Source organism: Hymenobacter siberiensis, from assembly GCF_018967845.1.
Lineage (GTDB): Bacteria > Bacteroidota > Bacteroidia > Cytophagales > Hymenobacteraceae > Hymenobacter > Hymenobacter siberiensis.
In genome coordinates this window covers 4,409,848-4,433,815 of sequence record NZ_JAHLZZ010000001.1, presented here as the reverse complement: position 1 = coordinate 4,433,815, position 23,968 = coordinate 4,409,848, and the positions used below count along the sequence as shown (strand labels likewise).

Here is a 23,968-nt window from a genome sequence, read left to right as displayed (position 1 = left end):
AGTAGAAGCACTGGCCCGCCGAGCTGGCGCGGGCGCTCACTAATCTCTCAACTATGTTCGCGCATTTATCCCTGCCCTTGTTGCTGCTGGCTTTCGTAGCGGCGGGCGTGGCCGTCTGGATAGCGGGTATTTACCTTTCCAATACGACCGACGTGCTTTCGTCACGCTTTGGTCTGGGGCAGGCGCTGGGCGGCTTGCTGCTGCTGGCTATCGTCACCAATTTGCCCGAGCTGGCCATTACTGTGAGCGCCGCGCTGGGCGGCCATTTGGACATCGCCACCGGCAATATTCTCGGCGGCATCGCCATCCAGACGGTGGTGCTGGTGTTGCTCGACGTATTTGGGCTGGGCCGGCAGGACGCGCTCACGTACCGGGCCGCCTCGCTGGTGCTTGTGCTCGAAGGCCTGCTCGTGCTAGCAGTGCTGGCCGTGGCCGTGCTCGGCAGCCAGCTGCCCGATACGGCTATCGTGGCACGGGTGCCACCCGCGGCCCTGCTCATTTTCGGGCTGTGGGTAGCGGGCTTGTGGCTGGTTGGCAAAGCGCGGAAAGACTTGCCCTGGCAAGCCCTGGGCACTGCCCCGCCCGGCGGCCGGCCGGAACCGAAAGGGACTGCGAAGCCTAAAAAAGATGAAAAGGCCCAGCAGAAACCGGGGAGTACCACCCAGACCATCCTGGTTTTTGTGGCGGCCGCCGGGGTGACGCTGGTTGCGGGGGTCGTGTTGGAGAGCAGCGGCGACGCCATCGCCGGGCACCTGGGCATGAGCGGCGTGCTGTTTGGCTCGACCGTGCTGGCCGCGGCCACTTCGCTGCCGGAGGTGTCTACCGGGCTGGCCTCCATCAGGCTCGGCGACTACCAGCTAGCCGTCAGCGACATCTTTGGCGGCAATGCCTTTCTGCCGGTGCTGTTTCTGCTGGCCAGCGTGATTTCGGGCCAGGCAGTGTTGCCCCACGCCGGCAAAACAGACCTCTATCTGACCGGTTTAGGCATGCTGCTCACTTGCGTGTACCTCTTTGGCTTACTCTTCCGCCCGCGCCGGCAGGTGGCAGGCATGGGCCTTGATTCGCTGCTGGTACTCGTGTTCTACGCGCTCGGCGTAGTGGGGCTGATTGTTATCAGTGGCCACCACTAAGCAGCGGCAGTACGTTTACCAAGACTGGCCTTGGTTAAAAGTTTGGTCTAAAAGTTATACTCGTCACGAATTACTTTGCGAATCCAGGACGTGAAATTTGAGCCGCATGCAGGACGCGAGTTCGGGGCCAAACTCGTCGAGTCGGTCAAAGAAATCGAGGACGGCGGTTTTAAACTGGCCCTTGGTGCGGTAAAAGGCGGTGTTGATGATTTTCTGGCGCAGAAACTTCCAGAGGCGTTCAATCAGGTTCAGGTTGGGCGAATACGGCGGCAAGAAGACCTGCACGAGGCGCTTATCGGTCAGCCAGGCGTTGAGGGCCTTATTTTGGTAGTAGCGGGCGTTGGCGCAGATAACGTGTACCGGGCCTTGCGGGTGGGCGGCGAGCCGTTTCTCGTAGAGCCGCTGGGTGCTTTGGGCATTGACGCAGTCGGTTTCGTCGAGGTGGACCTGGGTGGGGCAGTGGGCGTTGCGGGCGGCGTTGAGGTTGACCCGCTCGCGGCCGCTGACGGTGAGCAAGGGGCGCTCCTTGCCGGTTTCGGTCCAGACGTGGGTGGCGCGCGTGTTGTGGGTGGGGTGGGCCGCGTCAGCGAAATAGACCACCGCGTCCCCGGCGGCGGCCGCTTCCAGCAGCGGGGCCAGCGTGTCGGTGAGGAAGGCCGTTTGGGCCGCCGCGTCGGCTTGGTAGGGCACGGCCGTGGTCAATTTATAGGAAAATGCGACAAAGCATTTGGGCCCAGCCGGTGCAGCACGTCCGTCAGGCCCGAAACCGAGTAACGGACCCCGTAAGTAGCGGCCAACCAGTCGGCAATGGCCCGGCAGTCGGTGTACAACTGCTGGCCCAGTTCCCGGCACAAGCCCGCCAGTTGGGCGCTGGTGAGCAAGCCCCAATAGCCCGGCTGCTCGGCCCGCAGGTAGCCCGCCAGGCCGTGCAACTGGTAGGTCTGAGCGTAGCGGTACACGCTGCTCACGTCCACCCCTAGCGCCTGGGCCACCCTCGCCGCGGCGTGCCCTTGGTCGAGCATGAGCAGCACCGTAACCGGGACGTAGCCCGCCTGGCCCCGGCAGGCACGCTGCGCCTGCTGTAATAAGACGCGCTCCGAATCAGGTAAGGTCAATTCCACGAGGTAATGCGAACCCTTTTTTCTCTCTTTTAACTTCGCGACGAGTATAGCTGTGGTGAACAGGTTAATCCGGTCGTCGCGCACGTCCAGATAATCGGGCGTGGCAGCATCCTTCGCCCAGCTTAGCTCGCGCAGGGGGCCGATGCGCGGGTTCTCGATTTCTAGGCCGGCCGGGAGCAAGTCGTTGATGGCGAAGTTCTTGACCTGGCCGGCTGATTCGGCGGCTTCGAGGGTGATTTTTACGACCACCAAATCGTTCTGGCGGAAGACGGGGGCGCCCAGCGGCACGCCGTCGCGGTTCAGGAACTGGCGGCGGACTTTGAGGTAGCTGTCTTCCTCGTGTACCTGGCCGCTGGCGGAGATGCCTTCAGTTTCCCAGTAGTAGTAGAGGCTGCCGCGGCCGGCGGTGCGGATGCTGACGTTGCGGTTGGCCACGTTGCGCAGGGTGAGGTCTTTGCCATCGAAATTCCCTGCCGGTTTACCGTCAATAAACAGGCTGGCGGTGGTGGTGCTGCGGGCGTTTTGGCGGGCTATTTTGCCGAGGGCCAGCAGGGCAAAGGCGCGCTCCTGGGTGCTGAGCCAGCCGGCCGCTTTCATCTGGCGGCTGAGCTGGCGGGCGATGCCGGGGATTTGCGGGTTGTTGGGGTCGGTGCTGACGAGGGCGTTGAGGACCAGGCCCTCGTCGCGGATGGGCGAGTAGAACGAGCCATCGAGGGCGCGGTGGGTGGGGCGCTGCGGGCCGAACTGCTGGGGCAGCAGCTCGCGGAAGGCGCGCTGGTTGCCGAGGATGCTTTGGGTGCAGGCGAGGAGGAACTTGGAGTCTTCGGCCAGCAGGGGGGCGGTTGGCGCGGTAGTAGCTCAGGGCCACGGGGTCTTGGCGGCCGGCCAGGGCGAGGACGTAGAGCGAGTAGGCGATTTCCTTGCTGGCGATGGTGCGCTCGCGGGCAATGTTGTTGGCGTCGAAGTACTGGTAGGGCTCAGTTTCGCGCTTTTGAGGCGGAACTGCAGGTATTTCAGGGTTTTGTCGAGCACCGATTTATTCACCGCGAAGCCGGCCTGCTGGGCTTCCTGCAGGAAATGGGCGGCGTAGGCGGTGGCCCACCAGTTGTCGTAGTCGCCGCCCGGCCAGTAGCTTAGGCTGCCGTTGTAGAGCTGCATGCTCTCGATTTTGCGGATGGCTTCCTGGACGTGGTAGTTCGGGTTGTAGCGCTGGGCCTTGGCCGCCGCGCCGGTTTTCTGCTGCAAGGTGGCCGCCAAATCGGCGTAGTAGAGCTGCGGGAAGGCGGCCGACACGGTTTGCTCCAGGCAGCCGTAGGGGTATTGCAGCAGGTAGCGCAAATCCTTGCTGAACTCATTCTGGTCGGGCACTTCGGCCTGGGCCGTGAGGGTGGTGGTGGTGGCCACGGTGCCGGTGGCGGGCCGCAAGCCGGGCGCAATGTCAATGCGCAGCGGCGTGCCCACCTTCACGTCCTGCTTGAAGCTGATGCCGAGCGTGGCATCCGGCTCGGCCGTGCTGATTTCGATGGCCACGGGCTTGCCGTCCTGGCTCACGCGCAGGCGGGAGCGCAGGTCGGCGGGCCGCACGGGGTAGTTGAACACGAGGTTGGCGGCCAGCTCGGCCGTGCCCGCCGCTCGCTTCGAGCTGCCATAAAACACCTGCGGCGCCGCCATTTTCAGGTAGGGCGTGTGAAATTTCGGCCGGTTCAGGGCCAGCTCCTGCTTCCCGCTGGGCAAGGTCGAAGGCCGCAATCGGCCTTGAACACCGTGCTGGGCTGAAACGGCGTCATCGGCGAAAACGTGAGCTCGCGGGCGCTGGTCCACTTAAACTTGCCCGGCACGGCCGGCGAGAACTTCACGAACTGGGTGGTGTCCCAGCGGTTTATCTGGCCGGCATCCACCACCGCGTCATCGAAGGTGAAGACGAGGTTGGCGTAGGGGTCGATTTCGTCGCCGTCGGCGGTGGTTTGGGCTGCCTGTTCTTTGGCCGATTTTTTGGAGCACGAGGAAGCCGCCAGCAGCACAAGTAGCAGGGGCAAAAAGCGGTAACGAGCCAGTATGGGGGGGTGGGGGAAAGGAATTGTGGCCGGAAGCTAATAATAATTGTCGCCTATATGGCGGCGCTTATTTTTTTCGCCGACCCCTGCCGGAAGTGCCCCGGCCGGGCGAAGTCGGAACCGGGCCGGGCCGGGGCGCATGCGCGGCCCGGCAGCGTAATCGACCTCGGCGGGTGCCCATAATTATGGCGCACTCGTATGAAGCAATCCAGCGAAACTAATGCTTGCACTGCTTTGATAATCAATAATTTTCATATGTCTGACTTCGCCAGCTTCTTTCTTGACCAGGCGGAAGCCAGTCCCCACGTGCAGTTTGTGTACGACCTCGCGGCCCGCCGCATCGTGTTCGTCAACGCCGCCTACCAAACTGTATTGCACGGCAGCCTGAAAGGGGTAAATGCCGAGCTGCCGGCCCTGCTCCAGCGCCTGCACCCCGACGACTTGGCCTACGTTGCCCATTACTGGGCCCGATGGGTGCAAAATGAGGTGACCGACGAAGTAGAAGTACGCCTCCAGACGCCCGGCAAGCCCAACCAGTGGTTCTGCCTTACGCCCTCGTATCAGGAAGTCGATGGCCGCGTGCTGCTGGGCGGCACCCTGCGCGACGTGAGCGTGATGAAGCACTACCAGGGAAACGCCGACCTGTTCAACAGCCGCAAAAACGCCACGCTGGAGATTCTCTCGCACGATTTGAGCGGCGCTTTCATCATGGTGCAGCAAGTTGCGGGGTTCCTGCACGAGGAAGTGGTGGCGCCGGAAAACAGCCGCATTCCCGAAATGCTACAAGTGCTCGAAGCCACCAGCCGCGACAGCGTGAAGATGATTCGCGAGCTCATCAACATCGAATTTCTGACCTCGACCAACTCTGACCTCAAGGTAAACCGGGTCGATATCGGGGCCATTCTGCGCGTGCCGCTCGACCAGCTCCAGCTTGGGCAGCGGCTGCTGGGCCATCACTTCGCCTACACCCTGCCCGACGAGCCGATATACGTGAACCTGGACGTCAACAAGTTTACGCAGGTGCTTATCAACCTGGTGGGCAACGCCTTCAAGTTCACGCCCGATGCCGGCCACGTTGCGGTGCACATTGCGCCCGGTCCCGGCAGCGTGCTCATTCACGTGGTCGATGACGGAGTTGGGATTCCGCTGGCCATGCAGCCCTACCTGTTCGAGCGGTTCACCAAAGCCCGGCGGCCGGGCCTGCGCGGCGAATCCACCACCGGCCTGGGCCTGGCGCTGTGCAAAACCATTGTGGAGTGGCACCACGGTACCATTTCCGTCGATAGCACCGAAGGCATCGGCAGCACCTTCACCGTAGAAGTTCCGCGCTCGGAAGCCGTCGGCAGCCTCGTCCCGGCCGAGCTGGTCGAGCTCGACGCGTAAGGAGTTTGTGGGAATGGGTCGGTTTTAAGTAGTGGTGCAAAAGTAGAACGTCATGCAGAGCGCAGCGAAGCATGACGTTCTTCTGCCCGCTTACTTATGCTTTGACAAGCTCAGCATGACGTGCCAGCGAATTGCTGAGAAGCTTCTCACGCCGCTACCCCACCAGCCCCAGCACCTCCCGCAGCCGCCCCACCGCCCGGAACTCCACTTCCGCCAGCCGCTCGGCGGGCACGTGCTCGTGAATCCAGTTGGCGTGGTAGGGCACGTGGATGGCCGAAAATCCCAGCTGCACCACCGGCAGAATGTCGGATTTCAGCGAGTTACCAATCATCACGAAGTTGTCGGGCGTGATGTTGAGGCGGGCGAAGAGGCGGCGGTAGGTAGGCTCGTCCTTCTCGCTCACGACTTCGACGTGGTCGAAGAAGTCGCCCAGGCCGGAGCGGGCTATTTTGCTTTCCTGGTCGAACAGGTCGCCTTTGGTGAGCAGCAGCAGCCGGTGGCCGCGCTCTTTCAGCTCCGTGAGCACCGCCACCACATCGGGCAGCGGCTCGATGGGGAAGCGCAGCAGGTCCTTGCCCAAATCCAGAATCCGCTGGATTTCGTGGCCGTGTACCGCCCCGCCGGAGAGTTGAATCGAGGTTTCAATCATCGAGAGCATGAACGCCTTGGCCCCGTAGCCGAATAGCTGCATGTTGGCCCGCTGCACGTCGTAGAGCCGTGTGTTGATGGTGGCATGGTCAGCATACGGGGCCAGAATCTGGAGCAGCTGGGCCTCCACGTGGTCGAAATGCGGCTGGTTGGGCCAGAGCGTATCGTCGGCGTCGAAGGCGATAAAGGTTTGAGTGGGCATGGGAAGCAGGTTGATTTAAAACGTCATGCCGAGCGCAGCCGAGGCATCTCGCATGCAGCCACTAATCCTTTTCTGGCGATGGAGTTACCGCCACATGCGAGATGCTTCGCTACGCTCTGCATGACAAAACCGGCAAACGAGCCCGCAAAGCTACCGACCTTTGCCCCCCATGAAACACCTGATTGACCTCGAAACCTGGCCGCGTCGCGAGCATTTCGCCTTTTTCTCATCTTTCGAAGAGCCCTTTTTCGGCCTCACGGCCAACGTGGACTGCACAGCCGCCCAGGCCGCCGCCAAGCGGCTGGGCGGCTCGTTTTTCCTATACTACCTCTACCACGCCCTCGAAGCGGCCAACGAAGTCGAAGCCTTCCGCTACCGTATCGAAAACGGCCAGGTATACCGCTACGACCGCATTCACGCCTCGGCTACTCTCGGCCGGCCCGACCACACGTTTGCCTTTTCCTTCATCGAGCAGCACGACACGCTGGCCGGCTTCATCGTCGCCGCCGAAGCTGAAATTGCCGCCGTGCAGGCCAGCACCGGCCTGCGCCTCTCCGACGCCACCGCCCGGCCCGACGTGGTGCATTGCTCGGCCCTGCCGTGGGTGCGCTTCACCGGGCTTTCGCACGCCCGTAGCTTCTCGCACCCCGACAGCTGTCCCAAAATCTCCTTCGGCCAGGTTTTTCAGGAACGCGATACGCTGCAAATGCCCGTGTCAGTCAATTTACACCACGGGCTGGGCGATGGCTACCACGCTGGGCTGTTTCTGGCGGCGTTTCAGCGGCGGCTGAGCTTGTAGCACATGTTTTAGCTTGTGCCGGCCCTGCTCACTATTCCCCGTTCTCTGCACAAGCTGAAGCATGTGCTACATTCACATCATGCTCTCCCATTCCCATGAAGTCTTCTTCGAAGTAGCCCAGCGGTTGAGCTTCACCAAAGCCAGCCAAGCGTTGTTCACTAGCCAGTCGGCCGTGAGCAAGCAGGTAAAAGCGTTGGAAGAACGCTACAAAACCGGGCTGTTCGAGCGCCTGGGCAGCAGCATTCAGCTCACCCCGGCCGGCCGCAAGCTCTACGAAAAACTGCTGCAAGCTAAGCAGCTGCAACAGGAGCTGCACCAGGAAATGAGCGCGCTCAGCCCGGATTTCGCGCCTACGCAGCACCTCGTCATCGGGGCCAGTACCACTATTTCGCTCTATGTGCTGCCGCCGGTAGTATCGGCCTACCTGCGCCTGCATCCCAACCGCCAGCTCAGCCTCAAAAACCGCAATTCCGATAATATTCTGCGCGCTTTGCTCGACCACGAAATCGAGCTGGGCATCATCGAGGGTATCCACAAAGTGAGCAACGTGACCTATACCCCGCTGCTCACCGACGACGTGGTGGCCGTGTGCGCCGCCAATAACCCACTCGAGCAGCGCTCCCTCGAAGTGCACGACCTGCTCACCACGCCCCTGGCGCTGCGCGAGGATGGCTCCGGCACCCTGGCCGTGCTGGAGGAAGCCTTGGCCCGGCACCGCATCAAGCTGGCCGCCCTGCCGGTGCGCGTGCGTATGGGCGGCACCGAGGCCCTCAAAAATTTCGTGCGCGTCGATACCTGTCTGGCCTTTCTGCCCCGGCAGGCGGTGATAAAAGAGCTGACTTCCGGCGAGTTAGTGGAAGTAAAAATTAATAATTTCCTGTTGAAGCGGGAGTTCAACTTCATTCAGCGCAAGGGCACCGAGAACAACGCACCCTATAAGGATTTTCTCCAGTTCACGCGGCGCTACTATTCTGGTAAGGCATAGGCTATTCCAAAAGTCCATCCCAATTGGGCATACCTAGGGCAAGGCAGTTCCGTACTTTGCCCCATGAAACTGGTCGCCTCCGAATCCCTGTCCCGCCTCGCCGCACTGCATTGCTCCGCCTGCGGCACCGAATACTCTGCCTTCGATTTGCAGCGCGTGTCAGCCTGCTGCAATGTGCCGCTGGTGGCCGATTACGACCTACACCAGCCCCTCAGCCGCGCCGTCATCGACCAGGCCGATACCTCGATGTGGCGCTACGGCGCGCTGCTGCCGCTATTGCACGAAGAAAATAAGGTGACCCTCGGCGAAGGCCTCACGCCGCTGCTGCGCCTGCCGCGCCTGGCCGCCCGCCACGAGCTGGCCCACCTCCTGCTGAAAGACGAAGGCCAGAACCCCACCGGCTCCTTTAAGGCGCGCGGCTTGAGCATGGCCGTGTCCAAAGCCAAGGAGATGGGCGTGGAAGGCTGCATTATTCCCACGGCCGGCAACGCGGGCGTGGCCCTGGCCGCCTATTGCGCCCGCGCCGGCCTGCGCGCCGTGGTGGTGATGCCGCGCCACACCCCGGAGGCGTTCAAGGAGGAATGCTACTGGTACGGGGCCGAGGTGGAGCTGGTCGACGGCCTCATCAGCGATTGCGGAGCCCGCGTGCGCCAGCGCAACGCCGACGGCGCACTCCTCGACATCTCGACCTTGAAAGAGCCTTACCGCCTCGAAGGCAAGAAAACCATGGGCTACGAAATCGCCGAGCAGCTTGGCTGGACGCTGCCCGACGTGCTGCTCTACCCCGCCGGCGGCGGCACCGGCCTCATCGGCATCTGGAAAGCGTTTCAGGAAATGAAGCAGCTTGGCTGGCTCGCCCCCCATGTGAAATTACCGCGCATGGTGGCCGTGCAAGCCGAAAACTGCTGCCCGCTCCTCGAAACTTACGAGGGCCGCCAGCCCAACTGCCACAACTACCACGGCCACGCCACGCTGGCCAACGGCTTGGCCGTGCCCCACCCGCTGGGCGAAAACATGATGCTCCGCGTGCTCCGCGAGTCGCATGGCACGGTGGTGAGCGTGAGCGAAGAAGGCATGCTGGACGGCATGCGCGACCTCGGCCACCAGGAAGGCCTGTTCGTAGCCCCCGAAGGCGGCGCGGTGTGGACGGCCGCCCGCCAGCTGCTGGCCACCGGCGCCATTCATCCCGACGAGAAAATCCTGCTCCTGAACACTGGCAACGGCCAGAAATACATGGACAACGTGGCCGGCCGGGCCTGGGGGTAGCCGTCTGTGAGTAGCTAGAACGTCATGCTGAGCGCAGCCGAAGCATCGCTGCCTCATTACTAACGCAATCGAAAGAATTAGTTGCGTAGTAGAGATGCTTCGGCTGCGCTCAGCATGACGTTCTCTTTTCGTTATGCAGCCCCCCGCTTCCGGCAATACCTTTGCCCCATGCGCATTCTCCACGTTCTTTCGGCTGAGTTTTTTGCGGGCTCCGTGGCCTATGCCGTGCAACTGGCCGAAGCCCACCGCGCCCAGGGCCACCAGGTATGGGTAGTGGCCGATGCCGATAAGCTGCCCACCGGGGCCACCCTGGTGTGGGCCGGCATCAGCAACCGCAGCTACCGGCAGCGGCTGCGCAACGCCCGCATCATCCGCCAGCTTGTCAAAAAAGAACGGATAGATGTAGTGCACTGCCACTCGCGGGCAGCCAGCTGGGTGAGCTATTTCGCCCTGCGCGGCCTGGCGGTGCCGCTGGTGAGCACCGTGCACGGCCGCCAGCACCTGCACACTTCCACGTCGCTGCTCGATGTGTACGGCGACAAAGTCATTGCCATTTGTGCCAATCTGCGCGAGCACCTCATCACGGAAGTGAAGATGGACGCCGCCAAAATCGAGGCCATTCCCAACGGGGTTTCCTTCGCTCTGCTCAGTGCAGCGTCAAGCGCGAAGAATGAAGAATTGGGGAGTGGTGAGGGTAATTCCTCATTCCCCATTCCTCCTGCTTCATTGAGGGTATCATTCATCGGGCGCTTCAATGGGGGCAAGGGCGAGCGGGCGGCGGCCCTGCTGGTGCAGGTGTTTCCGACCTTGCTGCGCGAGTTTCCGGCGTTGCGAGTGGCCCTCATCGGCGGCGAGCTGCAACACTTGCCGGCAGCGGGTAAAACGGCCCTGGCGCAGCTACAGGCCGATTTTGGTGAGCGCATTGAGGTGGTGGGCTTTAGTGATGACGTGCCCGGCTGGCTGGCCCGCACCACGCTGGTCGTTGGGGCGGGGCGGGTGGCAATTGAGGCGCTGGGCGCAGGCCGGCCCGTGCTGGCGCTGGGCGAAGCCAGCTACGAGGGTCTCGTTACGGAAGCGACTTTTGCCCCGGCGGCAGCGTCCAACTTCGGCGATATTGCGGCCCGGCTAAGCGCCTCAGAAGTCGATTTTGCCGCTCTGCTGGCCGATGCGCAAGGGTTTTTGCGGCAGCCGCAGGCGGTGCCGGCCGCGCTCCGGCAGCAGGTACAAGCACACTATAGCCTGGCCACCATCGCGGCGCGGGTACTGGAGGTGTACCAGGCCGCCCGAATGCAGAAAGCCGTTCCTGGCTTCATTCCGGTGCTGATGTACCACAAAATCCCCGATGCGCCGCTGGCCACCAAGCACCAGATTTACGTCACAAAGGATAATTTTGAAAAGCACCTGGCTTATTTCAAAAAGCAAAATCTAACGCCCATAACGTTTGCTGATTATCTGAAATATGCGAACGGTGAACGGTCGTTGGCTGATTTTCCAGCGCGCCCCATCATCCTCACGTTCGACGACGGCTACCTCGATAACTACACCAACCTGCTGCCCCTGATGCAGCACTACGGCTACCGGGGCGTGCTGTATTTGTTGGGCGATGCCGACGTGCGCCACAATCAATGGGACCTGGCCGCTGACCCCACCGAGCCCCGCTCCGACATCATGGACCTGACCCAAAAACGGGCTTTCGTGGCTGCCGGCTGGGAAATCGGCGCGCACACCATGTCGCACCCGCGCCTCACCACGTTGCCGCTGCACGAAGCCGCCGCCGAAATCCAGCGCAGCAAAGCCGCGCTGGAAGCCGCCTTGCAAACCGAAATAGTGACCTTCGCCTACCCCTACGGCGACCTGAGCGAAGCCGTGAAAGCCACCGTGCGCGAAGCCGGTTTCGCCTTCGGCATAGCCACCGACACCGGCGGCCTCACTATTGAGGCCGACCGCATGCACGTGTTCCGGGTGAACATGTTTCCGAACGAATCCACCAGCAGCCTGTTCAAAAAAACCTCACCCTGGTACCGCAAATACTACCGCTGGAAGCGCGGAAAGTAAGTCCGCCGCCGGTGAAACAGCCGATTTTACGAAATCAATTCGGCCAGCACCCGCTGCCCTTTTTCTTCGCTCACGCCCTCAATCTCCAGCTTTTTGAATGGGGCGGTGTGCCCGCTCAGCAGCAGCACGCGGCTTTTGGGTACGGCAAAAACGGTGGCCAGAAAAGCCAGCAGCACGGCATTGGCCTGGCCTTCCTGGGGCGGCGCTTTCAGGCGCACGGTCAGGGTGCCGTCGGCGGCGCGCAGCAGCTGGTTTTGGCGGGCATTGGGCTTGGCCCGCAGGTGCAGAATCATGCTTTTATTTGGTGTTGGTGGCAATAAGCAGGTAGTCAGTAATAGGAGTTGTTTAGAAAGTCACAAAAGGTACTCAAACGGTCATGCAGCGCGCAGCGCAGCATCTTGCTCGCATCGTTGAACGGGCCTGACGATGCGAGCAAGATGCTGCGCTGCGCGCTGCATGACCGTTCGGGGACTTTCTAAACAGCTTCATAAGTAGTCAGATTTCATCTGTCTAAAAATTAGTCTATTAATTTCTATCTGACTACCGATTACTGATGACTGACTACTTAAAGAACATCATGCTGAGCGAAGTCGAAGCATGATGTTCTTTAAGTATCCGGCAGCCTTGCCGCCAAGCCGCGCCTGCCCAAACGGGCACTGGTCGAGCACCACGCAGCGCCCGCAGGCCGGCAATGAGAAGTAGCAGTACTTCTGGCCGTGGAACATGAGCGCCTCGTCGTGGTCGCACACCTACTGGGCATCCCAGGCGGGCGGGAGCAGGGCCTCGAGCAGCTTGTGGGCCGGCCCTTCGCCCACCTTCGGTCCGATGAGGCCCAGGCGCTGGGCCACGCGGTGGTGGTGGCTATCCACGGGCATAGCCGGAATGCGCAGCGTGCTGAACAGGAGCGTAGCGGCGCTGATTTTTGGCCCCACGCCGCTGATGCTTTCCAGCTAGGCGCGGGCTTCGGGAATGGGCATTTTGGCCAGGAAATCCACGGCGCACGGCACATCGGTGCCGCAGCGCTCGCTGATTTCTCGCAGCACGGTCTGAATGCGCGGGGCCTTTTGCTCGGGCCAGGTGCAGGCCCGAATGGCGTGCTGCACGGCCTCGGTGGGCGCGTCGCGCACGGCCTCCCAGGTGGGAAACGTGGCCCGCAATTCCTGGTAGGCCCGGTGCGAATCGGCGTTTTTGGTGCGGTGCGAGAGCAGGGCACTCACCAGCTCGCTCAACGGGTCTTTGGTGCTGAAAAATGGAAAAGGAGCCCCATACTCGGCGCACAGCCGCGCGTGTACCGATTACTTATGACTGACTACTTAAACGCAGAATGCTCCGAATGACAATCTCACCGCGTCGAGTTATAAAGCGCAATGGCCTGGCGCTGGTTATTAGACTGCTTGCTTTGCAGCACGATGGGCACGATGAGCACCGGAATAGCCGCGTAAACCAGCGGCGAAATGCCGGCTTGGCCATCGCCGGGGCGGAGCGACTGAAACAGCCCGGCCACCAGCAGCCCGCCGCCCACCACGTAGCTGCCCAGCGTGAGGCGCTGGTAGCGGCGCGAAGCCAGCAGCAGCTCCTGCGACCCGGCATTGTCGCGGGTGGCTAGCATCAGGTTGTTGTTGGTTAGGTTTTGAATAGGGCCATTGTCTTTGGAAAAGTATTCGGTTTTCACGGTGCGGTAGCCGCCGTAGGGGTATCCGCCAAACCCGCCGTAGCCCATGCCATAGCCACCGTAGCCATAGCCCGGGTAGCCCCCAAACCCGCCCGGCCCCGAGCTGTACTGCGAAGAGGTGATGGAGTACAGGCTGATGCGCCCGGTTTTCTCGCGGCGCAGCGTGGTTTCCCGCGAGGAGTTGGGCAGCGTGGTGCGCACGTAATGGCCGGTTTCATCCTCGTAAAACCCGATTTCCGCCAGCTCAAACTTCTGCCGCCCATCCACCAGCAGATAGGAGCGGCCGAAAAGCGGATTCTTCGTTTCCACGTCATTGGCCGAGTATATCATCCCGTTTTTCAGGCCCACCTGGAAGCGGGGCGCGCGGGTATTATTGCCCGGCAGCTGGCCGGCCGCCGTGGGGGCGTACACGGGAGCCGGCGCGGCCATGGGGCCGGGCAGCGGCGCCGTTACCGCAGTGCGGCGCGAAGAGTCGGGCGGGGCCATGGGTACGGCTTCCAGCTGGCGCGGGGCCGGGGCCGGACGGGGCCGCACGAGCGTGGGCATGGCCGGCGGCGCACCCAGCTGGCGGGGGCCATCGTCCTGGGCCTGCGCCGCGCGCCCACCCAGCAAAACCAGCAGTAGGGCCGGATATAAAACGGGAATTTTCATACGGAAGGACAGCAATTAGGACCAACAGGCCGAACAAGGTACCCATGTCCCGCCAATAATACCGAACCACGCGCCGCCGCGTCGCAATCGGGCCAGCTAACCGCGAAAATCGAACGTTGGGAAACGCCTGTAAATTCCGCACTTTTATCGTGAAGCGCAGGTGAACCCGCAAGCGTGCCGGCCCCGTCCGGCGCTACTTTAGCAGCTTCTCCAGCAGGCTCAGACTGTCCGACAGGTCGTTGCCGGTTTCAAAGTCCAGCGGCTTCAGAATATAGCCGCTCACGCCCAGGGTAGTGGCGTCGGCGCGGTCCTCCTCCATGTTGGAAGTGGTGGTGATGAACACCGGAATATGGTGGAATTCGGGGTTGCCGCGCAGCTCGGTCAGAAATTCGATGCCGTTCATGCGGGGCATGTTCAGGTCGAGCAGAATGACTTCGGGCAGGGGGCGCAGCGCCTCCGCGCCGTTGCGGCCTAGGAGCAGGTCCAGAGCCTCCTCGCCGTTGAAGGCGGTGTGCAGCTGGTGCGGCACGTTGAATCTGGCGAAGGATTTTTCCGCCGTCATCGTATCAAAAATATCGTCCTCAACTAGTAAAACAGAGCGCATGTATAGGGTAATGAGTAGTGGGTAGCTATAAGCAGAACCGTCATTTTTATCCGTCATCCTTCGCAAGCTCAGGATGACGGATAAAAATGACGGTTCTGCTCGCCGTTATTCAAATTGCCTTATTTCGGCCACGTAAAGATAAAACCAGCCCCCTGCCCCACAGCCGATTCGACGCGAATAGTGCCCTGCTGCTCGTTAATAATTTTTTGCACGATGCTCAGCCCGATGCCCGTGCTTTCGGCCGTGTGGCGGTCGCGCAGGGTTTGAAAGAGCAGGAAAATCTTCTGGTGGTATTCCGGGGCGATGCCCGGGCCGTCGTCCTGCACCCGGAACTCATAGCACCGGCCAATGTCCTGGCATTTCACTTCCAGCTGGCCGGCCCCGCGCTGGTGGTATTTCACAGCGTTCGAGAGCAGGTTGGTGAAGACTTGTTGCAGGCTCAGCCGGTCGGTTTCGAAGGTAGGCATATCTGGACCGATGCGCAGCGTGAAATCGGGCGGCACCACCAAGTCGGCCACGGCGGTCAGAAGCTGCTGCACGTTCACGGCCTCGCGCGACTGCGCGGTGCGGCCCACGCGGGCGTAGGCCAGCAGCCCGTTTATCAGGTCTTCGAGGCGCGCCAGGCGGCCCTTCATCTGGTCGAGGTAGGTGCGGAGCTGGGGCGAGAGCTCGGCGGCCAGCTCGTCCTCAATCCACTTCACGATGGTGGTCACGCCGCGCAACGGCGCTTTCAGGTCGTGCGAAGCCACGTAGGCAAACTGGTCGAGCTCGCGGTTGCGCTTTTCCAGGGCGCTGAAGCTGCCTTCCAGCGTCTGGGTCATGTGGTTGAGCGACGCGGCCAGGCCACCGAGGTTGTCCTCGGCATCATCCGTGATTTTAACCGTGTAGTCGCCTTGTACCACCTGCTCGGCCAGCTTCCGAATCTGGGCAATGCGGCGGCTCACCTGCGCGTTCACTTCGGCCAGCTCGCTTTGCAGGCGGCGGTTGTCTTCCAGCTCCTTCACCACCTTTATCACCAGCCACACTACAATCAGCACGGCCAGCACCGCCGAAACCAGCACCACGATGGGCGTGGCTTTTTCAAAAACATCCTGCAACGCACTGCGCTGGGCCAGCAGGGCCAGCTCGCTGGTTTTGATGCGGGCGTACAGCAGCCGCACCTGCCGCAGGGTCTGGCGGTCGGTGTCGAGCAGCGTTTGCATGGCCGACTGGCTCATGGCTTTTTTTATCTCCGTGAGGGGCCGCAGAATGCGGAATTCCTGCTCCACCAGTCCGCGTAGCGAATCGAGGCGGGCGCGCTGGTCGGGGTTGTCCACCGTCAGGGCCTGCACGCGTTCCAGGGCGGCGGGCAGCTGGCCGGTGGCCATGCTGTAGGGCCGCAGGTACACCGTGTCGCCGGTGAGCAGGTAGCCGCGCGTGCCTGCCTGGGCATCTTTGAGCACCGCCGTAATGGTTTCGGCCTCCTGCAGCACCTGGTAGGTGTGCTCCACGTTTCGGGTTTGCACGCTCAGGCCCCGGATGCTCCAGAACGAAGCCGCTGCCGTGAGCAGCAGCACGCCCACGGCCAGGGCAAAGCCCACAATAATTTTGGTGTTCGATTTGGTGTTCGATTTGATGTTCATCGGCAGCGAAGGTAGTGGCCGGCCCTACGCGACTCACCGCCGCCGGGTTGGCTCCGGCCGCTGGCCCGGTATCTTTGCCCCATGTCTTTTGCTCCCCTCGACCGCCTCAGCAGCCCCCAGAACCCCCGCATTAAGCAGCTCCTGAAGCTCCAGCAGAAATCGGCCGAGCGCCGTGCCCTTGGCCTCACCCTGGTCGAGGGCCTGCGCGAGCTCACCATTGCCGTGGAGGCCGGCGTGCCGGTAGCCACCATTTATTCCTGTCCCGAGCTGGCCGGCGAAAACGGTATGGCTGAGTTACAAAGTCTGTTTTCCGGCAAAAAAGACGCGCCCGAGTGGTTTGAAGTCACGCGCCCCGTCTTCGAGAAAGTGGCCTACCGTGAAGGCTCCGATGGCCTGCTGGCCGTGCTCCGCACCCCCGCCCGCACCTTGGCCGACCTCCGCCTGCCCGCCAACCCGCTGCTCCTCGTGCTCGAAGCCGTGGAAAAGCCCGGCAACCTCGGCGCTATCCTCCGCACCGCCGACGCCGCCCCCGTCGATGCCGTGCTCATCGGCGATGCGCGCACCGACCTCTACAATCCCAATACCATCCGGTCCAGCATCGGCTGTGTGTTCTCGGTGCCCGTCATTGCCGCGCCGATGGCTGAAATCACGGCCTTCCTGCGTGAAAAGCACATTCGTAGCTACGCTGCCGCCCTCACGCCCACGGCCCATTCCTATCTCGACTGCGACTTCCGTCAGCCCACGGCCCTCGTGCTCGGCACCGAAGCCGACGGCCTCACGCCGGCCGCCCTCGCCGCCTGCGACGAAACCATCATCATCCCCATGATGGGCCGCATCGACTCGCTCAACGTGAGTGTGGCCGGGGCCGTGCTGGCGTTTGAGGCCGTGCGCCAACGCACGGCTAGTTAGGCGGCGTCGGGATTCTCCAGCTTGGTCACGCGGGTATCCAGTTGCTTAATTTGCTGGTCGGAACTGTTGTAACGGTCATTGCCCCGGTTCATCGCATCCAAAATGGCGTTGGTCATGCTATTAAATGTTTGCGCAAGGTTATCCAAACCGGTTTGGAGGTCCTGGAGCAAGCCGACAACGTCCCCGCGCAAGCCGCCAACTTCTTCGCGCAAGCCGCCAATCTGTTCTCCCATTTCCCGGCGTAGGGCTGCAATGTCCTCACGCATGGCGTGTTGCTCAATCAGAATCTCGGCTACTACTTCTGGTAAATCGCGCTCATCTCGGGGTTCCATAAAATCGGGTTGGGAAACGGTAAGACTTGGAATAAGATAAGGCGAAACCGAACTTCGCCCACTTGCAAATAGCTGCCGTAACTACTGCGTCCGTTGGGTCGAAAGTTCCAATGAGCCGCTTTGCAATCCCTGGCTCGTGGCCTTCACCTGCACCGTGCCGGCTTTTTGGCCAGCCTGCACAATGGCCACCAGCTGTCCCTGAAACACCCGCATTTGCGGCTGCTGAAACGGCTCCAGGCAAGTCGCGTCGCCGTTGCCGATGGCCCGGAAGCTACCCGCGCCGCTCACCGTGAAGCTGAGCGACTGTGCCGCGTCGGGGCAGCGGTTGCCTTGGGCATCCTCTACGCGGGCCGTGATGAAGGCCAGGTCTTTGCCATCGGCGGCCAGGGCGGTGCGGTCGGCTACCAGTCGGATGTGGTGCGGCGCGCCCGCCGTGCGTACTTCTTCGGTGGCCGCGGCTTTGCCCTGGGCATCGTAGGCCACTATTTTGAGGGTGCCGGGCGTGTATTTTACATCGTTCCACATCAGGCGGTAGCGGGTCTGGGGCTGGTCCGATGAGGCTTTGGTCTGGCGGCCCTGGCTCTGGCCGTTCACAAACAGCTCGGCCGAGGGGTAGCTCGTGTAGGCAAAAACCGGCGTGGTTTGGCCTTCGCGGCCGGGCCAGGTCCAGTGCGGCAGCAGGTGCAGCGTTGGGCTGGCCGTGTTCCAACGGGCGCGGTAGAGGTAGTACCGGTCCTTGGGCATGCCCGCCAAATCCAGAATACCGAAGTAGGAGCTGTGCGAGGGCCATTTTTCGTCATAAGGCGTGGGCTCGCCGAGGTAGTCGAAGCCCGTCCACACAAACTCGCCCATCACGTTCGGCAGGTCGTCCTGCGCGGCAAATTCCTCGTCCGGCGTCTGCGACCACACGCAGGCCTCCAGGTCGTACGACGACGACTGATTATCCGGGTACTGCTTTTGCTTGGCCTTCTCGACTGGGAATTTATACACCCCGCGCGAGCTCACCGTCGAAGCCGTTTCCGCGCCCAGCAGGAAGCCCTGCGGCAGCTTGGCCAGCGCTTCGGCGTAGCGGTGGGGCTTGTAGTTGAAGCCGGGAATGTCGAGCACGGCTGCGATGCCGTACTTGAAATCGTCGTCGAAGCGGTCCAGGCCCATGGTCACGGGGCGGGTAGGGTCTTCGCGGTGCACGATGTCCTGCAAGCGCCGGGCAATAATGGGACCGTTGGCATTGCTCTGGTCGGGCACCTCGTTGCCGATGCTCCACATGATTACCGACGGACTATTACGGTAGTGGTGCACCATGCTCACCAGGTCCTTCTCCGCCCACGCATCGAAATACTGGCTGTAGCCATTTTTTACCTTGGGCGATTTCCACTCGTCGAACGACTCCACCATCAGCATCAGGCCCATTTCGTCGCACAGCGCTACCAGCTCCGGTGCGGGCATGTTGTGCGAAGTCCGAATGGCATCGCAGCCCAAATCTTTCAGCAGCGTCAGTTGCCGGCGCAATGCCGCCGTGTTCACCGCCGCGCCCAGCGGCCCCAAATCATGGTGGTTGCACACGCCCTTGAACTTGCGCGGCTGCCCGTTCAGCGAAAAGCCCACACCCTTCTCGAACTTGAAGGAGCGAATGCCAAACGTAGTTTTATAAGCGTCTTTCAACGCCTTGCCCGCATACAGCTTCGACGAAGCCGTATAGAGCACCGGCGTTTCCGGCGACCACAGTCGGGGCTGCGGCACCGTCAGGCGCTGTTCAAACGTGAGCCCGTTGGTTAGCGCCGTGCTGGTCGTGGCCACTACCTTGCCCGCCGCGTCGCGAATTTCGGTATCGAGCCGCAACGGCTGGAGCTTGCCGCCCGGCGTTTCCACCGTGGTTTTCAGCACTACCTGGGCCTGCGCGGCCGTGATTTCAGGCGTGGTCAGGTAAGTGCCCCACACCGGAATGTGCACGGCATCCGTCATCACCAGGTGCACGTTGCGGTAGAGGCCCGCGCCGGGGTACCAGCGCGAAGCCTCGGGCTGATTTTCCAGGCGCACGGCCAGCACGTTGCCGTCGCCCGGCTTTAAAAAGGAAGTAATGTCCAGCGAAAACGAGTTGTAGCCATACGGCCAGAATCCGGCTTCCTTACCGTTCACAAAAACGTGCGCGTTGCTCATTGCCCCATCAAAGAGCAGCACCGCCCGCTGCCCCGGCCCAAAGCCCGGCACTGCCAGCCGCCGCCGGTACCAGCCCGTGCCGATAAACGGCAACCCGCCCGTGCGCCCCGATTTCTGCGTGGCCTTCTGCTCTTGGTTCTGCTCGATTTTAACGACCTGTAAGTCATTGTTCCCACTAAACGGCCCCACAATGGCCCAGTCGTGCGGCACACTCACCGTCTGCCATTTGGCATCGGCAAAGTCGGTTCTGGCTGCATTCGGCACATCGCCCTTCGAGAATTTCCAGTTCGAATCGAGTAAATACTCGTGACGGTTCTGAGCGTCGGCAGCGGTATTGGCCAGCAGCAGGGCAGCGGCCAACAGATTTTTTAGCAGCATAAGCGAGTAGGATAGGAGTGTAGTCGGAGCCGCAAGGTACGTGCCCCCAATTTTACACAATCGATTATCCTGCTCCGTTGGCGTTAGTACACCGTCAATCCAAAGCCCAGTTCCAGTGCCAGCTGCCGGGCTTCCTCGGCCTGTGCATCGACCACCACGCTCAAGGCATACGAGTCGCTGTCCAAGGTAAACAGCACCACTGCCAGGCCCATCGGCTCCGCCAGGTCCTGCACAATGTCAAGCGCTTCGGGGCCGGCCACTGTGGCGCGCCCACTGGCGGGCGCATGCAGCCGTATTGATTTCTTCTGCTGCGTCAGCGTTTCGTTAATGCCGTAAACCAGGTCGGCCGCCGGGTCCTTCCAGTCGCTTTCCCACAGCAGCTCTTCAGCCAGCAGCGCATCAATCAGGGCCAAATCGCGCAGCTCCTGCGCCGGCAGAACAGCCACGACGCCGCGCTCTTCCAACTCCTCGGCAAACTGCTCCTGATAGGCAGCCGGGTCGTGCAGCACCAGCGCCAGCCGCTCGGTTACGCGCTGGGTAGCTTCGGTATTATTCAGCGTAAAAAGCTGCACGAAGCGGCTCAGATTTTCGAGGGATTTCAAATTCGTCATAAATTAAAATTTAGCGGGGCTGGACGCCCTCCTGCTGCACTTCCAGCAGATAAGGAACCAGTGCGGCCGGGCGTATCGACAGCGGCAGCCGCCGCGTGGCATCGTACTGCCGGATGGTCTGATACAGTTGGTCGCGGCCGTTGTTAATGGCCCGCACCATTCCAAACACCGATACGCCCAACAAGCTAAAAGCCATGGGTGCAACCCACGAATCGTAGTAATAAGCGTTGTAGTTGGGCGTGACACCATACGTAGCCGGATTCGGCTCGTAGTGTCGCCCAACAACGGTTACCACCGGCACCGGAATCGCGGCAAAGCGCATAATGTTGCGGCCGGTATTCCACTTGGCGTAGTACATGCGGATGATGGCGCGCGCTGTGTCATTAAATGCATAAGCGTCCTCAAAACCCGCGCGGGAGAGCTTGTATTCAGATTTGTCCGGGTGTTCGGTCATCGTTGCAGCTGGCGACTGGGCTCGTCCCGGCCGGGCCATGATGAGCAGGGCCAGCAACGGTAGCAGGGTAGATTTTTTAAGCATACGGGGAAGCGTGGCAGGAAAGAAAACCAATTGTTCAGCGAACAATCAGTAAAAATAACGCACCGTTCGCATTCGCAGCTACTCATAAGCAAAACGCCCAGCCTCGGAGTTCGAAGCTGGGCGTTTTGCTTATAAAATCAGGCGGCAATTAGTCAGCCTGCTTGGCGTAGCGCAGACGCTCATTCTCGTCGAGCAGAATCTTGCGCATCCGAATCGACTTCGGCGTCACCTCCAGGTACTCATCCTTCTGGATGTATTCCATGGCTTCTTCCAGCGAAAACTGGCGCTTGGGGGTGATTTTGGCGTTGTCGTCGGTGCCCGAAGCACGCATGTTGGTCAGCTTCTTGCCCTTCTGGATGTTCACCGTCAGGTCATTGGGGCGGGTGTGCTCGCCGATAACCTGGCCGCCGTACACTTCCTCGCCCGGGTCCACGAAGAACGAACCACGGTCCTGCAGCTTGTCAATCGTGTAAGCCGTGCCGGCGCCGGTTTCCAGCGAAATCAGCGAACCAGCAATACGGCCGGGAATCGGACCCTTATGCTCCTCATAATCCACGAAGCGGTGGTTCATGATTGCCTCGCCGCCGGTGGCAGTCAGCACGTTGTTACGCAAGCCAATCAGACCACGCGACGGGATGGTGAACTCCAGGTGCTGCAAGTCGCCCTTGGGCTCCATGATGGTCATTTCGCCTTTGCGCATGCTCACCAGCTCGATTACCTTGCCGGCCGATTCCTCGGGCACGTCCACTACCAGCAATTCGATTGGCTCGGTACGCTTGCCGTTATCATCTTCCTTGAACAACACTTGGGGCTGGCCCACCTGCAGCTCGTAGCCTTCGCGACGCATGGTCTCGATGAGTACGGACAAGTGAAGAATGCCGCGGCCGAACACGAGGAACGTATCCTCTTTATCGGTGGCCTCCACGCGCAGGGCGAGGTTTTTCTCGGTTTCTTTGAACAAACGGTCACGCAGGTGACGCGAGGTCACGAACTTGCCTTCCTTGCCGAAGAACGGCGAGTTGTTGATGGTGAACAGCATGTTCATCGTCGGTTCGTCGATGCTGATGCGCTCCAATTGCTCGGGGTTATCAGCGTCGGCCAGCGTGTCACCAATGTCGAAGCCTTCGATGCCCGACACAGCGCAGATTTCACCGCTGCTCACGGAGTCCACCTTCACACGGCCAAGGCCTTCAAATATGTGCAGCTCGCGGATTTTTACTTTTTTGATGCTGCCGTCAGCCTTCATCAGGCTCATGTTTGAGCCTTCTTTCAGCGTGCCGCGGTGCACGCGGCCGATGGCGATACGACCCACGAACGACGAGTAGTCGAGCGAGGTAATCTGCATCTGGGGCGTGCCTTCCAAGGTCGGCGCGGGCGGAATCGACGAGATAACCGCGTCGAGCAACGGAATCAGGTTGTCGGTCTTCACTTTCCAGTCGGTGCTCATCCAGCCCTGCTTCGAGGAACCGTACAAAGTCACGAAATCAAGCTGGTCTTCCGAAGCGCCAAGGTTGAACATGAGGTCAAAAACCTGCTCGTGCACCTCGTCGGGACGGCAGTTTTCCTTGTCTACTTTGTTCACCACCACAATGGGCTTCAGGCCCAGGGCAATGGCTTTGCTGAGCACGAAGCGGGTCTGCGGCATGGCGCCTTCGAAGGCATCCACGAGCAGCAGCACGCCGTCGGCCAGCTTCAACACACGCTCTACCTCGCCGCCGAAGTCGGCGTGACCAGGGGTGTCGATGATGTTGATTTTGGTGCCGTTGTAGCGTACCGATACGTTTTTGGAAACGATGGTAATACCACGCTCGCGCTCCAGGGGGTTGTCGTCGAGAATCAGGTCGTCGAAGTGCTGGTGCGCATCGAAAATCTTGGATGCGTGGATAATCTTATCCACCAGAGTAGTCTTGCCGTGGTCAACGTGAGCGATGATGGCAATGTTACGAATATTGTTGGCCATATGGGTTGGTTTTGCGGGTGCAAAGGTACAGATAAAAACGCGCAAAGCCTTGTGATACTCAACTCTTAACTCAAGCCCCGCTGCCGCACCCTGCCGCACAGCCAAGCCTGTCGCCCTAAATCGATTAGCTGGGGCGTAAGGTTCCCGGCGTTATTTCGTCTGACCTCACGACCAAACCGGACGCTGCCGCCGTATGTTGGTCAGTTGTCATTAAAACCCCATCCCAACCATGCGCTTTTCCCTGCTGATATTATTTGTTTCGGTGCTCTCGCTCAACTCGGCCTGCTCGCAAAAGCGCGACGTAGTCGCCAATACGGCCTCCCCAGCCCGCACCGTGGGCGGCAAAACTTACTTCCAGGCGCAGCCCCTCACCGGCAAGCCCGACGAATTTGCGGTGCGTCACACCGATGCCGAGTGGAAAAAACTCCTCACGCCCGACCAGTACTACATTCTGCGTGAGCAAGGCACCGAGCGTCCCTTCACCGGCAAATACCACGATAATCACGCCGTCGGCACCTATTATTGCGCCGCCGACCACAACCTGCTCTTCACTTCCGATACCAAGTTTGAGTCGGGCACCGGCTGGCCCAGTTTCTTTGCCCCGGCCGCCGCAACCAGTGTCAAGGTGGCTGCAGACAACAGCTTTGGCATGAGCCGCGACGAGATTGTGTGCGCCAAATGCGGCGGCCACCTCGGCCACGTCTTCAACGACGGCCCCAAGCCCACCGGCCAACGCTACTGCATGGACGGCAATGCGCTGGTTTTTGAGAAGAAATAAAAGAAAGCCTAGTGCTTTCCTGGGAAAATTAACAAACGAAAAACCCTTTGGCAATCCAAGCCAAGGGGTTTTTCGTTTGTATAAACCATTTTGAGGGCTTATTGTTATACGTA

The 23,968-nt window shown here is 61.1% G+C and carries 24 protein-coding genes; 8 read left to right on the top strand and 16 right to left on the bottom strand.

Features of this window, described 5'->3' with window-relative positions; genetic code table 11:
- Positions 1 to 53: 53 nt before the first annotated feature.
- Positions 54 to 1,130: a sodium:calcium antiporter gene (locus KQ661_RS19395; protein ID WP_216690083.1), complete on the top strand. Its 1,077-nt coding sequence runs from the start codon at positions 54 to 56 to the stop codon at positions 1,128 to 1,130.
- Positions 1,131 to 1,193: 63 nt separating this feature from the next.
- On the opposite strand, the gene KQ661_RS19390 is transcribed toward KQ661_RS19395, so the two are convergent.
- From KQ661_RS19390 to KQ661_RS19375, 4 genes are all read right to left on the bottom strand, one after another.
- Positions 1,194 to 1,832, bottom strand: coding sequence for an IS630 family transposase (locus tag KQ661_RS19390; protein WP_216727798.1), 639 nt, complete (start codon positions 1,830 to 1,832; stop codon positions 1,194 to 1,196).
- Complete coding sequence (locus KQ661_RS19385; protein ID WP_216727797.1) at positions 1,829 to 2,848, bottom strand: helix-turn-helix domain-containing protein; 1,020 nt, start codon at positions 2,846 to 2,848, stop codon at positions 1,829 to 1,831. Before KQ661_RS19385 ends, KQ661_RS19390 begins: the two co-directional genes overlap by 4 nt.
- A 261-nt stretch (positions 2,849 to 3,109) precedes the next feature.
- On the bottom strand, positions 3,110 to 3,985 hold the full coding sequence (locus KQ661_RS19380; RefSeq protein WP_216727796.1) for a hypothetical protein: 876 nt from the start codon (positions 3,983 to 3,985) through the stop codon (positions 3,110 to 3,112).
- Positions 3,955 to 4,287 (bottom strand): hypothetical protein, encoded by a 333-nt coding sequence (locus KQ661_RS19375; protein WP_216727795.1) that lies wholly within the window; start codon positions 4,285 to 4,287, stop codon positions 3,955 to 3,957. The genes KQ661_RS19380 and KQ661_RS19375 overlap by 31 nt, the downstream gene beginning before the upstream one ends.
- Positions 4,288 to 4,560: 273 nt before the next feature.
- On the opposite strand from KQ661_RS19375, the gene KQ661_RS19370 reads away from it, so the two are divergent.
- Positions 4,561 to 5,688, top strand: a complete 1,128-nt coding sequence (locus KQ661_RS19370; RefSeq protein WP_216690078.1) for a PAS domain-containing sensor histidine kinase — start codon at positions 4,561 to 4,563, stop codon at positions 5,686 to 5,688.
- A 154-nt stretch (positions 5,689 to 5,842) separates the two neighbouring features.
- Here the strand turns inward: KQ661_RS19370 and KQ661_RS19365 are convergent, their stop codons facing one another.
- The gene (locus tag KQ661_RS19365) at positions 5,843 to 6,538 is read right to left on the bottom strand and encodes an HAD family hydrolase (RefSeq protein WP_216727794.1); all 696 of its coding nucleotides are present in this window, start codon (positions 6,536 to 6,538) and stop codon (positions 5,843 to 5,845) included.
- Between the two features lie 169 nt (positions 6,539 to 6,707).
- Between KQ661_RS19365 and KQ661_RS19360 the strand changes: the two genes are divergently transcribed.
- From KQ661_RS19360 to KQ661_RS19345, 4 genes are all read left to right on the top strand, one after another.
- Positions 6,708 to 7,337 (top strand): CatA-like O-acetyltransferase, encoded by a 630-nt coding sequence (locus tag KQ661_RS19360; RefSeq protein WP_216727793.1) that lies wholly within the window; start codon positions 6,708 to 6,710, stop codon positions 7,335 to 7,337.
- 79 nt (positions 7,338 to 7,416) lie between these two features.
- Complete coding sequence (locus KQ661_RS19355) at positions 7,417 to 8,322, top strand: LysR family transcriptional regulator (protein ID WP_216726775.1); 906 nt, start codon at positions 7,417 to 7,419, stop codon at positions 8,320 to 8,322.
- A 63-nt stretch (positions 8,323 to 8,385) separates the two neighbouring features.
- Positions 8,386 to 9,588 carry a threonine synthase gene (locus tag KQ661_RS19350; RefSeq protein ID WP_216726774.1) on the top strand — a complete coding sequence of 401 codons (1,203 nt, stop codon included), beginning with the start codon at positions 8,386 to 8,388 and terminating at the stop codon, positions 9,586 to 9,588.
- A gap of 168 nt (positions 9,589 to 9,756) precedes the next feature.
- Positions 9,757 to 11,643, top strand: coding sequence for a polysaccharide deacetylase family protein (locus KQ661_RS19345; protein WP_216726773.1), 1,887 nt, complete (start codon positions 9,757 to 9,759; stop codon positions 11,641 to 11,643).
- A gap of 26 nt (positions 11,644 to 11,669) precedes the next feature.
- Here KQ661_RS19345 and KQ661_RS19340 read toward each other — a convergent pair whose 3' ends face one another.
- From KQ661_RS19340 to KQ661_RS19315, 6 genes are all read right to left on the bottom strand, one after another.
- A complete protein-coding gene (locus KQ661_RS19340) occupies positions 11,670 to 11,936 on the bottom strand; it encodes a DUF167 domain-containing protein (protein ID WP_216727792.1) in 267 nt (88 codons plus the stop codon).
- 456 nt (positions 11,937 to 12,392) lie between these two features.
- Positions 12,393 to 12,575, bottom strand: a complete 183-nt coding sequence (locus KQ661_RS19335) for a hypothetical protein (RefSeq protein WP_216690071.1) — start codon at positions 12,573 to 12,575, stop codon at positions 12,393 to 12,395.
- Between the two features lie 18 nt (positions 12,576 to 12,593).
- Positions 12,594 to 12,872, bottom strand: a complete 279-nt coding sequence (locus tag KQ661_RS19330; RefSeq protein ID WP_216690070.1) for an endonuclease III domain-containing protein — start codon at positions 12,870 to 12,872, stop codon at positions 12,594 to 12,596.
- Between the two features lie 113 nt (positions 12,873 to 12,985).
- Positions 12,986 to 13,966, bottom strand: a complete 981-nt coding sequence (locus KQ661_RS19325) for a hypothetical protein (RefSeq protein ID WP_216727791.1) — start codon at positions 13,964 to 13,966, stop codon at positions 12,986 to 12,988.
- A 193-nt stretch (positions 13,967 to 14,159) separates the two neighbouring features.
- A complete protein-coding gene (locus KQ661_RS19320; RefSeq protein ID WP_216727790.1) occupies positions 14,160 to 14,570 on the bottom strand; it encodes a response regulator in 411 nt (136 codons plus the stop codon).
- 119 nt (positions 14,571 to 14,689) lie between these two features.
- A complete protein-coding gene (locus tag KQ661_RS19315; RefSeq protein WP_216727789.1) occupies positions 14,690 to 16,192 on the bottom strand; it encodes a sensor histidine kinase in 1,503 nt (500 codons plus the stop codon).
- 81 nt (positions 16,193 to 16,273) lie between these two features.
- On the opposite strand from KQ661_RS19315, the gene KQ661_RS19310 reads away from it, so the two are divergent.
- Positions 16,274 to 17,101, top strand: coding sequence for a TrmH family RNA methyltransferase (locus KQ661_RS19310; RefSeq protein WP_216690066.1), 828 nt, complete (start codon positions 16,274 to 16,276; stop codon positions 17,099 to 17,101).
- Here KQ661_RS19310 and KQ661_RS19305 read toward each other — a convergent pair.
- The 5 genes from KQ661_RS19305 to typA all read right to left on the bottom strand — a co-directional run bounded on the left by KQ661_RS19305 (position 17,098) and on the right by typA (position 23,077).
- Positions 17,098 to 17,433 (bottom strand): hypothetical protein, encoded by a 336-nt coding sequence (locus KQ661_RS19305; protein WP_216690065.1) that lies wholly within the window; start codon positions 17,431 to 17,433, stop codon positions 17,098 to 17,100. The two genes, KQ661_RS19310 and KQ661_RS19305, sit on opposite strands and share 4 nt — an antisense overlap.
- A gap of 81 nt (positions 17,434 to 17,514) precedes the next feature.
- Positions 17,515 to 19,968 carry a beta-galactosidase GalB gene (gene galB / locus KQ661_RS19300; protein ID WP_216727788.1) on the bottom strand — a complete coding sequence of 818 codons (2,454 nt, stop codon included), beginning with the start codon at positions 19,966 to 19,968 and terminating at the stop codon, positions 17,515 to 17,517.
- Between the two features lie 83 nt (positions 19,969 to 20,051).
- Positions 20,052 to 20,579, bottom strand: coding sequence for a DUF6630 family protein (locus tag KQ661_RS19295; RefSeq protein WP_216727787.1), 528 nt, complete (start codon positions 20,577 to 20,579; stop codon positions 20,052 to 20,054).
- 10 nt (positions 20,580 to 20,589) lie between these two features.
- Entirely contained in the window at positions 20,590 to 21,117 is a 528-nt protein-coding gene (locus KQ661_RS19290) for a hypothetical protein (RefSeq protein WP_216727786.1), read from the bottom strand.
- Between the two features lie 148 nt (positions 21,118 to 21,265).
- Positions 21,266 to 23,077 (bottom strand): translational GTPase TypA, encoded by a 1,812-nt coding sequence (gene typA / locus KQ661_RS19285; protein ID WP_216690061.1) that lies wholly within the window; start codon positions 23,075 to 23,077, stop codon positions 21,266 to 21,268.
- 229 nt (positions 23,078 to 23,306) lie between these two features.
- On the opposite strand from typA, the gene msrB reads away from it, so the two are divergent.
- Positions 23,307 to 23,855, top strand: coding sequence for a peptide-methionine (R)-S-oxide reductase MsrB (msrB, locus tag KQ661_RS19280; protein WP_216690060.1), 549 nt, complete (start codon positions 23,307 to 23,309; stop codon positions 23,853 to 23,855).
- The last annotated feature ends 113 nt before the right edge of the window (positions 23,856 to 23,968 follow it).